This window comes from Collinsella aerofaciens, assembly GCF_028207065.1.
GTDB lineage: Bacteria > Actinomycetota > Coriobacteriia > Coriobacteriales > Coriobacteriaceae > Collinsella > Collinsella aerofaciens_AR.
Genome location: NZ_JAQLFP010000026.1, coordinates 1 through 13,050, shown reverse-complemented (window position 1 = coordinate 13,050; position 13,050 = coordinate 1). Strand labels below are relative to the sequence as shown.

The window sequence follows — 13,050 nt, the reverse complement described above, 5'->3', positions numbered from 1 at the left end:
GCTAGCGGGGGACGTAGCGGCCGGGCTGGGCTCCGGTGGGCTCGCCGTCGCGCGCAGCCAGTACGCCGTTCACAAACACGGCCTTGGCGCGGCCGTGCGCCTCAAAGCCCTCGAGCGGCGTGTAGTCCACAGCCTGATGCTGCGTCGCCGCGCGAATGGTCCAGCGCGCCTTGGGATCCCACACGCACACGTCGGCATCGGCACCCTCGGCAAGACAGCCCTTGCGCGGATACATGCCAAAGACGCGCGCCGGGTTCTCGCTCATCAGGCGGCACAGATCCTCGGGGCCCAGCTGTCCCTCAAAGCTCGTGGCGATCGCGACGGGGCGATGCTCCACACCGGGTCCGCCGTTGGGAATCGCGCGGAAGTCGTCGCGCCCGCGGTCCTTTTGCCCGTGCAGGTTAAAGCTGCAGTGGTCGGTCGCAATCGTATCGATCTCGCCGGCCACAAGCGCCTCGCGCAGTGCCGCACGATCACCCGCATGGCGCAGCGGCGGGCTCATCACATACTTGGCGCCCGCAAAGCCGTCCTCGCCCTGCTCCAAGTAGCACGTATCGTCGAGCATCAGATACTGAGGGCAAGTCTCGACATAGATATTCTTCTGCCCGCGCGCCTTGGCGGCACGGATGGTCTCGAGCCCCAGCTTGGTCGAAAGGTGCACCACGTTGACCGGTGCGTCGCCGGCCAGATGCGCCAGATACAGCAGACGGCTCACGGCCTCGGCCTCGCACACATCCGGACGGCTGAGAGCATGTCCCTCGGGCCCGTGGATACCCTGCTCAAACACGCGCTTCTGCAGCTCATTCACCAGCGTGCCGTTCTCACAATGCACGCACAGGATACCGCCAACACGCTTGAGCTCCTCGAGCACCTCGAGCGTCTCGGCATCGTCCAGGCGCAAATGATCGTAGGCAAAGTAGGTCTTGAACGACGATACGCCCGCCTCGCGCATGGACGAAAGATCGGCGCGGTTACGCTCGTTCCACTCAGCGAGTGCCATATGGAAGGCATAGTTGGCCGTGCAGGTGCCGTCGGCGCGGCGATGCCACTCGGCCAAGGCATCGGGCATGGTCACGCCGCGATCGGCCGTCGCGTAGTCGACGATGGTCGTCGTGCCGCCGCAGGCAGCCGCACGTGTGCCGGTCTCAAAGCTATCGGCCGTCCAGTCCATGCCAGTCCAGCACTGCATGTGCGTGTGCCCATCGATAAAGCCTGGGAACACCCAGCAGCCCGCGGCATCCTCGACGGTATCGCCCTCGGCCGGCTCAATCGCCGCGGCGATCCGCACGATCTTATCGCCATCCATGGCAAGATCGGCGCGGCGAAGCCCCTGGGGCGTCACGAGCGCGCCGTTTTTGATGATGATCATAATTGCTCCTTATTGATTGATGCAGTTGGCCACGCGATCAAAATACGAGCAGGCGGCGATATGCTCCGTTATGCGTCGCTGTCCCTTGGCGGTATCGACGTCCCACAGCTCGTAGGCACGTGCCTCAACCAACGCAACGTCGGTGCGGCCCTTGAGAATCGACCCACCACCGTCCTTGCCCTCGAGAAGCATGAGCGAAGGGAACAGTTGCCTTGGGAAGAGCACCGGGCTCGAAGGCTCACCGTTGCACGCAAGACGTACCGGATGCTTGCGGCCACGCTCGTCAAATGCACGAACCATAGCCTCGAAAGAATCCGAACTCACGAGCGGCTGGTCGCCCGGCAAAAAGAGGCAACCTTTCCAGTTGCGTTCGACTCCCCACGAAAGGCCCGCACGGACGCTTTCGCTGCGCAGCTCGCCATCGTGCAGCACGCACGGGCAATGCTTGTCATCACAAATCTGAGCGACCTCGGGCCAACGCGTCGAAACCACAACGTCAAAGCCCCGGGGAACCGAATCAATGGTCCGGGCAATCAGCGGCTCGCCATAGATATCAGCGAGCATCTTGTTAGAGCCAAATCGCTTGCCCTCGCCCGAAGCCATAATGACGCAACCAAGTTTCATGGCGATACCTCCCCTGAAACCATCGTACCCATAACTCGCGTCGCGGGGCATCTACATCGAAAGCGCTTATCCCGCACGTCCACGATGCAAAAAGGGGCACCCCGCCGGTTGGCAGAGCGCCCCCTTTACATGGCTTACCTCAGCGCGGCTTTAGGCCTGGAACCAACGGGCGGTGTTGCGCTCGTCGAGGGCCTTGAGGGTAGCGGCGGGATCGGCAACCTTCTGCAGGAACATCATGGCTGCGATGGCGTACGGCTTGTAGCTGGCCTCCTTGTACATGCCCACGCGGTGCATGTCGAAGACGTCGGCGTTGACCTCGCCGTGCTCGCAGGAGACACCGGAGATGTCGGCGGGCAGCGGATGCATAAAGATGGTGTCCTGGCCGTTGGCGGTCTTCTCCATGAGCTCGGTCGTGGAGCACCAGTCCTGATGGGTGGCGTTCTGGGCGAGCAGCTCCTTCTCGAGCGCAGCGATGCCGGCGTCGTCGCCCTCGGCGTACAGGTTGGTGCGCTTCTCCATGGCGGCAAACGGAGCCCAGCTCTTGGGGATCACGATGTCGGCGCCCTCGAAGGCCTCGGCCATGGTGTTGACCTGCTTAAAGGTGGTGCCGGACTCGGCGGCGTAGCCCTTTGCGCGCTCGACGACCTCGGGCATGAGGTCGTAGCCCTCGGGGTGGGCCAGGGTGACGTCCATGCCAAAACGGGGCAGCAGGCTGATCAGCGACTGCGGGCAGGACAGCGGCTTGCCGTAAGAGGGCGAGTAGGCCCAGGTGACGGCAACCTTTTTGCCCTTGAGGTTCTCAAGACCGCCAAACTCGTTGATGAGGTAGAGCATGTCGGCAGAGGACTGCGTGGGGTGATCGGAGTCGGACTGCAGGGAGATGAGCGTGGGACGGTGATCCAGAACGCCGTCCTCGTAGGCCTGCTGGACAGACTCGGAGACCTCGGCCATGTAGGCGTCGCCCTTGCCGATGTACATGTCGTCGCGGATGCCGATGACGTCGGCCATGAAGGAGATCATGGTAGCGGTCTCACGGACGGTCTCGCCGTGAGCGATCTGGGACTTCTTCTCGTCCAGGTCCTGCAGCTCGAGGCCGAGCAGGTTGGCGGCCTTAGAGAAGGAGAAGCGCGTACGGGTGGAGTTGTCGCGGAACAGGGAGACGGCCAGGCCCGAGTCGAAGATCTTGGACGAAACGTTGTTCTCACGCAGCTCGCGCAGGGCGTCGGCAACGATGTAGAGAGCCTTGAGCTCATCGGTGGTCTTATCCCAGGTGTGCAGGAAGTCGCTGCCGTACATGCCCTTAAAATCGAGGCCGTTCAGCTGCTCGACGAGCTCGGTAAACTTGGCGTCCATGTAAATATCCTTTCCATAGATGAAACGATCGCAATGAGTAGATGTGCTCCGGCATGCGCGTGTGGCTAGAACATGCAGAGCGCTATGACGAGGACCCGCTACCGTTGAGGAAGCATGGGAGATAACGACCGCGGGCCCCAAGTCAACAGGGGGTGCCGGGGACACGAGCGGCCCCCGGCTCAACAAGATCAAGGAATGGGACTAGTCGATCTTGTTGTTGGTCAGACCGGCGCGGAACACGGTAGCGTCGCCATCGGCCTGGCTCGGATCGTAGAGGTTCAAAGCAGCAACATACATGGCGGCAGCGGTGACCAGGTCGTCCTTGTAGGTGACCTCGTTGGGAGCGTGAGCCTGAGACTCGGCACCCGGGCCAAAGCCGACGCAGGGGATGCCATAGCGGCCCTGGATGGAAACGCAGTTCGTGGAGAAGGTCCACTTGTCGCACAGCGGACGACCGGTGCGCTTGTCCATGCTGGGCTCGCAGCCGATGCGCTCGTCACCGAACATGGCCTTGTGGGCGTCGACGAGGGCCTTGACGTGCGGAGCGGTCTCCTTGTTGATCCACGTGGGGAAGTAAGCCTCGGTCTCGTAGACCTCGCCGGTCCAGGACGGACGGTCGTACATGTACATGGAGACCTTCACGTCGTCGCCGTACTTCTTGGCGGCCGGCAGGTTGCGGATCTCGTCCAGGCAGGACTCCCAGGTCTCGCCGGCGGTCATGCGACGGTCGATGGAGATGGCACAAGAGTCAGCGACAGCGCAGCGGCTGGGGCTGGTGTAGAAGATCTGGCTGACGGTGCAGGTGCCGCGGCCCAGGAAGCGGGCGTCCTCGAAGTGCTCGGGGTTGTACTTGGGGTCGAGCATCTTGACGAGGCCCTTGATGTCGGTCGACTCGTCGCAGCCGTTGTTGTTGAGGGCGCGGACGTCGGCGATGATGTCGGCCATCTTGTAGATGGCGTTATCGCCGCGGTCGGGGGCGGAACCGTGGCAGGAGGTGCCGTGAACATCGACGCGGATCTCCATGCGGCCGCGGTGACCGCGATAGATGCCGCCGTCGGTGGGCTCGGTGGAAATGACGAACTCGGGCTTAATGCCGTCCTTGTTGTAGATGTACTGCCAGCACATGCCGTCGCAGTCCTCTTCCTGGACGGTGCCGACGACCATGATCTTGTAGCCCTCGGGGATGAGGCCCATGTCCTTCATCATCTTGGCAGCGTAAGTAGCAGAAGCCATGCCGCCCTCCTGGTCGGAGCCGCCGCGACCGTAGATGATCTCGTCGGTCTCGTAGCCCTCATAGGGATCGGCATCCCAGTTCTCGATGTTGCCGATGCCGACGGTGTCGATGTGGGAGTCGATGGCGATGATCTTGTCGCCCTCGCCCATAAAGCCCATAACGTTGCCCAAGCCGTCGACCTTGACCTCGTCATAGCCAAGGCTCTCCATCTCGGCCTTGATGCAAGCGACAACCTCACCCTCCTCGCAGGACTCAGAGGGATGGGAGATCATAGCGCGCAGGAAGCGAGTCATATCAGCACGATGAGACTCAGCCGCAGCCTTGATAGCGTCGAAATCGAGTTCTTTAGTCATAACAGTCAACCTTTCATTCGAAGGAGTCTACCTAGGAGTTGGCGGAGGAATACCTATTTACTCCGCTGCTCGAACAGTCCTGCGCAAGACGGAAAGCACATTAAGTGCTTTCCTTTGCGTGCGGAACTCGCGACGGAGCAAATAGGTATTCCTCCGCCTCCCGGGTTCATGCATCTGCAGGACATAGAGGGTCTAATAGAAATTTGGCGCGGCGCGTTGCGCCGCCCAACGATTAGCAAGTGGGGTATTCGCCCTCCCAGACGATGCGGCGATACTGGTCGGGGTCCGTGTCACCTTCCGTGGAGAAGCAGAGCACGGAGCTCGTCTTGTCCAGGCCGATGAGCTCCTTGAGCTCGGCGTACTCGGGATCGAGCATGAGGGTCTCGACCAGGCCGGTGGTCACAGCGCCGGACTCGCCGGAGATGACGCGCGGGTCGCCCTTCTCGGGAGCACCCAGGGTACGCATACCGCGAGCGGTGACCCAGTCGGGGCAGGACACAAAGGCGGTGGTGTGGTTGCGCAGGATATCCCAGCCCAAAATGTTGGGCTCGCCGCAGCACAGGCCAGCCATGATGGAGGGCATGTCGCCGTCCACGATGCGCGGGTCGCCGTCGCCGGCGGCAGCGCCCTTGTACAGGCAGGCGGCAGGCGCGCACTCGACCACGACGAAGGTGGGCGGGTTATCGGGATACAGGTTGGTGAAGTAGCCCACCACGGCGCCGGCCAGCGAGCCCACGCCAGCCTGGACAAAGACGTGCGTCGGGCGGTTGATGGCCATCTCGCGCAGCTGCTCGGCCGCCTCGGAAGCCATGGTGCCGTAGCCCTCCATGATCCAAGACGGGATCTTCTCGTAGCCCTCCCAGGCGGTGTCCTGAACGATGACGCCGCGCTCGCAAGCATCGGCCTCGGCGGCCGCCATGCGCACGCACTCGTCGTAGTTGACCTCTTCGATGGTCACCGTGGCGCCCTCGGCGGCGATGTTATCAAAGCGGGGCTTGGTGGAACCCTTGGGCATGTGCACGACGGCCTTCTGGCCCAGCTTGTTGGCAGCCCATGCCACGCCGCGGCCATGGTTGCCGTCGGTGGCGGTAAAGAAGGTAGCCTGGCCAAAGTCCTTGGCAAGCTGATCGGAGGTCAGGTAATCGAAGGTGCACTCGGCAACGTCCTTGCCGGTCTCGTCGGCAATGTAATTGGCCATGGCAAACGAACCGCCCAGGACCTTAAAGGCGTTGAGGCCAAAGCGGTAGCTCTCGTCCTTAACGCACAGGTTGGACAGGCCCAGGCGCGCAGCCTGACCGTCCAGGCGGGCAAGCGGAGTGACGGTATATTGAGGGAACGACTGGTGGAAGGCGCGGGCCTTCTTCACGTGGTCGAGGCTCATGATTCCCAAGTGCTTGTCATCGCTCTTGGGCATCGTGTTGCCCGCCCACTGGATCTTATCGGCCATACGGTGAACTCCTTAAGTCCTCTCTTGCCGGCCCCCGCATACGCGTTTCAGTCCATTCCCATTCATGCGACTGAACTTTTATGTGGATGCCAAACAAAAAGTTTGTTAGCACTGTTCTATCACACTTTTTGATTGGAAAACCTAACAAATTGTTTGTTGCCGTAATCGGTACCTTTTCGCCGCCGAACGGTCACATAACGCAGCGACGCTTTCGTTATTTGCGAACAAGTGTGGTTTATGGCAAAGTGTGCCCAAACTAATTTTTAGGAAGGCACCCATGACCCCCGCACAGATTGAGTTTTATAAGCGCCTTGCACACGGCCTGGCGCTCCAATTTGGCCCCAACTGCGAAGTCGTCGTCCACGACCTGGAAACCGACGACGTGGACCACTCCATCGTGGTGATCGAAAACGGCCACGTCAGCGGGCGCACACTGGGTGACGGCCCCAGCCATATTGTGTTTGAGTCCATGCACGAGGGCACCACCGACGTGCACGACCGCGAGCCATACCTCACCAAAACCACCGATGGCAAGCTGCTCAAATCCTCGACCATCTTTATCCGCAACGACGAGGGTAAGCCCGTCGGCATTTTGGGCATTAACTTTGACATTACGCTCATGAAGGCTTTTGAGCGCTCACTCGATGCCTTTACCGGCACCGGCGGCTCGGGCTACACCGAGCCCGAGCCCATTACCAAAAACATCGGCGACCTGCTCGAAGATCTGCTGCGCGAGTGCGAGCAATACGTGGGCAAGCCCGCAGCCCTTATGACCAAAGACGAGCGCATCCGCGCCATTGGCTACCTCGACCGTCGCGGCGCCTTCCTCATCTCCAAGTCGAGCGAGCGTGCCTGCGAGTTCTTTGGCATCTCTAAGTACAGCTTCTATAGCTACCTCAACGAGGCAAAGGCTGCCGCCGGCGACAAGTAGTCAGCGCGCCTGCGCCCCTCCCCTTTTGGGCGCGAGTTCTGGAATGCACGAATCCGAGAGTCGGCCGCAAGACAAGTTCCATATAATCGATGAGATAGACAGTTCGAAAGGATGGAACAAGATGGGGTCGAGCAACGCATCACGCAACGGCCGCGGAGGCTTCGTTTCTGCCACAAGGCATGCGAAACGCGCGTTTGACGAGGGCGAAGACGATCTGTTTGCGTTGAGCCTGGACGACGTGATGAGTGACCGCCCTTGGACCGCCGATGAACTCATGGGCGGCGGGGCTCGCTCGGCAGGCCCAAAGCCTACGTCGACCGCCGCTCCCGCCCCGGCAACTACGCCCGCGCCGGCATCCGTGCCCGCAGATGACTTTGCCGCCCGCCCCATTATGCAGGCACCGCGCCAGGCCGCCCCTGCGCCCCGCCCCACCAGCGATCCGTCCGAGACGGCGGCGTTTCTTGCCGCGGCGACGCAGCGCCATGCGCCCAGCAGCACGCCCGCGTATGCCACCCCGCAGCAGCCGACATACGCGGCCCCCGAACCCCAGCCCGAACCCGAACTCGAGCCGCCCGTTATGGATCTGGATGATCTTTCCAACCGCCAGTTTGCCTTTGATTCCTGGGCCGCGGCCGACTTGGACGAGACCTCGGCCGGCATGCCGGCGCTCGATATTCCGGTCAATCCGCTGTTTGCAGCTGCCGAGGAGCGCGACTCCGATCACAGCGAAACAACAGCGTACGATGACCGCTTTGACGCCGCGCCCCGCGCCTCCCGCATTGAGACCGAGGGCTACGGATCCGCATCGAGCGCATACGATAACGGCCCGTTTGCCGACGCGTCCGCTCCCGAGCACAACAAGACCGGCGTAAAGGCCACATCGGCATCGTCGTATACCCATGGCACCGACGACGAGCGCTTTGCCGACTACTACACCGAGGAAGAGCCGCCGCACTTCTCCGAGTTTCCCCAAGCGGCAAAGATCGTCTTTATCGCTATTATCGTGGCCTTGCTCGGCGTGATCGCATTTGAGGGATTCCAGCTATTCCGCGGCCCCACCGCGTCCGAATCGGCAACGCAGCAAAAAGAGGACGACAACCAGCACCTGGACATCAACACCCTCAAAGGCGATCCCAACGACGGAGACGACGAGTAGCGAGGGTTAAGGGAAGGCCGGAAGAGCCGGCGGCATGTTACGGCTCCAAAAGCCCTGCCATAAAGACGGGCAGATACAGCACGTCGCCATCGCGGTGAAGATTACATTCCGCAAGTACCAAGGCGCGATCGATTCCGTAGCCCTTCGTTGCCAGTGCGTTATCGAGCGCTGCGTGGGACTTAAAGCTCTTGCCCGATTTGACCTCGATGGCAAGGACCTCCCCATCGAGCGTCTCCTCCACAAAATCGAGCTCGCCGACTTTTTTAGACGTAAAGTAGCGCAATCTGAATCCGTGGGCTTTGAGCTCTTGGGCAACGAAGCCCTCAAACGCCGCCCCCATGTTCATGCCAAAGGGGTCTTCAGCCTCCCCATCAAAAACGCCTTGGGCGACCCTTTTGGAATACGACGACATGAGCATTCCGGTGTCCAAGTAAAACAGCTTGAACAGATTTCGTTGCTCCCCCAATAAAAGGGGTGCCACGGGCGCCGTTACGTTATACACGGGAAGCGCGACACCCGCCTCCGATAACCAGAGAAAATGATCTGTCACCTGCGAAAAACGTTTGACACCGTTAATCGATGACAGTTTGAATCGCTTGTTTTTGGAGCCGGCCTCGCTGGGAATCAGATCATAGATATCGCGAATAGCCAAGCGTAGCTCAGGCGGAGCGTACTTTGCGATGTCATCGCGATACAGGGCGTGAAGATCACGATGGATGTTTCGAACCTCGTCGACATTGCGCGTCGCCAAGAAGGAATTGACCGCGTCGGGCATGCCCCCCACCACCACATACTGATGGAACAGATTGAGCAAGCGGTCATACAGATAGTCGGGGAGCTCCTTTTCGTCCTTTAGACAACCCCTGAGCATGTCAAACGCTCCGGCAGCAACGCCGCTTGCCCAGCAAAACTCCTCAAAGTCGAGCGGGTACATCTGGACCTGCTCGACATACCCCACCGGCAGGGAATCGATGCCCTCGAGCTCAACGCCAAGGAGCGATCCGGTAAGGATGTATCGAAAGTCGCCTCGCTGGACCAGGTATTTGATAAACGTCACTACGTTGGGGCATCGCTGCACCTCGTCGATAACCACGACGGTCTTGTTCGCAACCATCGGCTGCGTCGCAGCGATAGACATTCGCATAAGCAGGTCGTCCGCACTTTTCGCCGCCAAAAACGAATCGCGCACGGACGCGTCGGCGATAAGGTCGAACGTCACGACATTTTCGAACGATTCGTTTGCAAAGACGTTGACCAAATATGACTTTCCTACCTGTCGGGCGCCCTTGACCAAAAGAGCCTTGTTAGGCGACGAGGCAAGCCAAGATTCAAACCGTGCTTTCGCTTTTCTCTGTAGCATAAGAGCACCCCTTATTACGTGCTGTTTTAGCACTAGGATACACTTTTCCGTGGTTGTTAGATGCTTATTTCGACACTTTTTCGAGGTTTTTAAGTGTGTATTACGACACTTTTCCGTACTTTTATACCAGTCAATATTGCACTTTTCCGGATTTAGGCCGAATAATTGCCCGCGATTCCGACACCAACCGACCAAGAGCAGCCTCTCCCACCAGATGCGCTTTACGGTGAAGAGCCACCAACAAATCTGAGGCAATGAGGGCCGGGGGGCCAATCCCCGGCCTTCAACCTAGCACTGCTTTATGAGATCGAGCACCGCGGGAATGTCATCGGGATTCCGAAGGGCAACATAGGTCGGCAGGCCTGGACCGAATCCACCCTGCGTACGCTTGTCCTGGCACATGTCCTCTGGATCCGTTAGATCATCCACACTCTTTGCCAAGCCAACGGCAATCCAGCCGCCGTTGCTAGTCCTGCCTTCCAACACGGCATGCAGTTTTCGCTTGCCCGACCTGAAGCCTACATAGTACTTGGCTATGTAGGACTCCCACGAAGGGTTACCACTCAGAACGGACTCGCGCACCTCATCGAAAAGCTTCTGGTTGAGCCCACCTTCGGCAAAGGTGGGGTGGTTCTCCTGCAGAGTCCAGACAGGAGCCTCGTCAGACTCCCCACGAGAAGGACGGTACTTGTCGACGACGTCTGCCGGAAGGTCGGGATACTTCCATATCTCGCACGCTTCTTTCGCCAGCTCGTCCGCGCGCTGCCCAATCTCTTCCTCACCCCATTTTTCATGCGAGGCAAACGACTTGTTCAGGTAGAGCGGGCTGCATTTAAGTCCCACGTTCGGAAGATTGAGCTTGTCCGAGAACGACCGGTTTGAGTACTCCTGGTTGTAGCCCGTCAGCGTAAGGTTGCCCAGGTTGTTGCATAACCTGTCGTGGATGTCTTCCCAGTTCTCGCCAAGCGATTCCTTCCAGCCATGTTCACCGTCAATCGTCTGGGGCATGACGTGCTCGATTTGGTAATTGTCAGCCGAGATGGGCTCCTTCGGGTGGTGCCAGTTCTCCATGCGCTCCAGGTAATAGCGCTTTTTGGAGAAGCGGTTGTAGCAGTCACGCGTCTTAAACTCCTCGACAAAATGCTCGTCTGTCGGGAAGTACGCAGTCATACCGCTGCTGTGGATAAGGAGCATCGCCGTAACGTACTCCTCTATATCGTCCTGCTGCTCGAGGTTGCGATACATGCCGGCAAAGAAATTATTTAGGCCCGTGGTAAGCCTGCCGCAAACCGCCCGCCTGAACAGGAACGACTCGATAGTCTCGCAGATACGCAAAAACGCATTGTGGTTTAACATATTTCCCTCGTAAACCGAGTAAAGCAGCATCAAAAGAGGCCTGATCTGCTTCACATCAAGGCTTACGATTCTGCCGAATACTTGGTGCAGGCCATCGTCTTTCTCCTCGCCAAGGAACAACCTGGCATATCTTTGCGCATATTCGCGGAGCTCCTTCAGCAGGCCCTCGGTATCCCCATCGTAGTCATCAGCGAAATAGCGTTTGAACTCGTAGTAGGCCTCGTTTTCCTTTGGCATCCTATTGGGTACCTTGAGCCACAGCCAGTACCAGATAAATGCATTGAACTCTTCTTCGCCGCCTTTTCCGAACAAGCGCTCGAGCGGGTGCCAGTAACCCTCGTAAAGCTTGGTCTGCTCGTCATTGGGAAGAGACATAAGAACGAAGTTACGAATGAGGTCAATAGGCGTGAGCGGCTTGCCCTTGGAGTTCATGGACTCAAATATGAGCTGGGCATTATCAACGCCCGCGGTGAGCTTGGTGTCGATGACCTGCACGCGGTTTAGCCCCGCCCAAAGCCTTGCAGGGTCGAATGATTTCCCGTGCATCTTTTCACGGAAGAACGCATAGTTCTCGACGATCCGATCCGATTTTTCATCTGGCACGGGAGACCTAGATACGATGGAAAACAGCGTCTCTTTATCGTCCTGCGAAAGCACCAGCTTGTAGCGCGCCAGACCGTTGTAGTCATCATCGTTAAAGAGGTAATTCTTTCGCAGAGCCGAGATCTTGAGATCCCCAAGGAAACCAGCCTTGTCCGGATTGCTCTCCAAATAATCAGCTAAGGCGGCAATCATCAATGAGAACGTCGTCATACGCTGTTGTCCATCGATCAGGAGCACGCGCGAGATGCTTGTGGCCGAGCTCTCGGACTCAGGTATATAAAGCATCGACCCCACGAAATGCGGCACGTCATCACGACCCGCTCGCATGACGTCATCCCAAAGCACTTCGCACTCTTTTACGCTCCACGAATAAACTCGCTGGTACACAGGAATGACGAACTGCATCTTTGCCACGCCCATAAGGTCGAGCAGATTTGCCTCGGTTGCTTTCATTTGCGCTTGCTCCCTTTTCTTGTTTTACGTCACCTACCGTCAGTCCTCCACTGAACGGAGGGCGCTAAAGACGAGAGCATCGAAGCACAGAAGCAACCGGGATGCTCATATCACTAGATTTTACAACGCTTGTTGCGGACGCATTTTATATGAATTTGAGCAAGGCGTTGGGACGCGATTACACGCAATTGGACGCCCGTCCAGTTCCGATGGGCTGCCCTATGAGAAGCAAGCAGACGGCAAGGGTGAGTCGACTCCCATCGAGCGAGCTATTCGCAAGCTCCCGTCAGGTTGGGCATGGACGCGAATGAGGATGGTCGCAAGGGTTGAGGCTGGCAAGACACCGAGTAAAGATGCCTTTGTCGACGAGGGCATTCCCTATTTCAAAATGTTCAACCTGCGTAATCAAGCAATTGATTTTGCCTTCCACCCTCAGTTTATTAAGCCAGAAATCCACTATGGACAGTTGGGCAAGTCCCAAATTCATCCTGGCGATCTAATTATGAATATCGTTGGGCCGCCACTCGGAAAGCTTGCAATTGTTCCTAATTCCTTTCCAGAGGCAAACACAAATCAAGCTGCTGTTGTCATTCATTCGTATTCGCCTGAAGTGCCGATTGCGTGGCTCTTTTACTATCTCTCCGAGATGTCGGAGATCAACAACGTCTCAACTCGTGGAAGCGCCGGTCAGGTCAATATTTCTGTAAATCAATCGCGAGAAATGTTCGTTGCGATCCCGCCCCTCGCCGAGCAGCGCCGCATCGTCGACGCGCTCGACAAATACCTGGCACTCGTCGACGGGATCGAGCGA

The 13,050-nt window shown here is 58.7% G+C and carries 10 protein-coding genes; 3 read left to right on the top strand and 7 right to left on the bottom strand.

Translation table 11 applies throughout. The annotated features are described in order from the left end of the window. Position 1: 1 nt before the first annotated feature. From hydA to dpaL, 5 genes are all read right to left on the bottom strand, one after another. Positions 2-1,369, bottom strand: a complete 1,368-nt coding sequence (gene hydA, locus PMX72_RS07890; protein WP_271729598.1) for a dihydropyrimidinase — start codon at positions 1,367-1,369, stop codon at positions 2-4. A 9-nt stretch (positions 1,370-1,378) separates the two neighbouring features. After that, entirely contained in the window at positions 1,379-1,993 is a 615-nt protein-coding gene (locus tag PMX72_RS07885) for a nucleotidyltransferase family protein (RefSeq protein ID WP_271729599.1), read from the bottom strand. 150 nt (positions 1,994-2,143) lie between these two features. Continuing rightward, entirely contained in the window at positions 2,144-3,346 is a 1,203-nt protein-coding gene (ygeW, locus tag PMX72_RS07880) for a knotted carbamoyltransferase YgeW (RefSeq protein ID WP_055252229.1), read from the bottom strand. A gap of 201 nt (positions 3,347-3,547) precedes the next feature. Beyond that, positions 3,548-4,933 carry a YgeY family selenium metabolism-linked hydrolase gene (locus PMX72_RS07875; protein ID WP_099432046.1) on the bottom strand — a complete coding sequence of 462 codons (1,386 nt, stop codon included), beginning with the start codon at positions 4,931-4,933 and terminating at the stop codon, positions 3,548-3,550. 232 nt (positions 4,934-5,165) lie between these two features. After that, a complete protein-coding gene (dpaL, locus tag PMX72_RS07870) occupies positions 5,166-6,380 on the bottom strand; it encodes a diaminopropionate ammonia-lyase (protein ID WP_055252227.1) in 1,215 nt (404 codons plus the stop codon). 277 nt (positions 6,381-6,657) lie between these two features. Here dpaL and PMX72_RS07865 point away from each other — a divergent pair, with 277 nt between their 5' ends. Next, a complete protein-coding gene (locus PMX72_RS07865) occupies positions 6,658-7,311 on the top strand; it encodes a helix-turn-helix transcriptional regulator (RefSeq protein WP_271729600.1) in 654 nt (217 codons plus the stop codon). 121 nt (positions 7,312-7,432) lie between these two features. Further along, positions 7,433-8,467: a hypothetical protein gene (locus PMX72_RS07860; protein ID WP_271729601.1), complete on the top strand. Its 1,035-nt coding sequence runs from the start codon at positions 7,433-7,435 to the stop codon at positions 8,465-8,467. A 37-nt stretch (positions 8,468-8,504) separates the two neighbouring features. On the opposite strand, the gene PMX72_RS07855 is transcribed toward PMX72_RS07860, so the two are convergent. Next, on the bottom strand, positions 8,505-9,827 hold the full coding sequence (locus PMX72_RS07855) for an ATP-binding protein (protein WP_271729602.1): 1,323 nt from the start codon (positions 9,825-9,827) through the stop codon (positions 8,505-8,507). A gap of 288 nt (positions 9,828-10,115) precedes the next feature. Continuing rightward, a complete protein-coding gene (locus PMX72_RS07850; RefSeq protein WP_271729603.1) occupies positions 10,116-12,239 on the bottom strand; it encodes a DUF262 and DUF1524 domain-containing protein in 2,124 nt (707 codons plus the stop codon). Between PMX72_RS07850 and PMX72_RS07845 the strand changes: the two genes are divergently transcribed. Next, on the top strand, positions 12,178-13,050 hold an 873-nt coding region (locus PMX72_RS07845; RefSeq protein WP_271746196.1), incomplete at its 3' end, for a restriction endonuclease subunit S. The genes PMX72_RS07850 and PMX72_RS07845 overlap by 62 nt on opposite strands.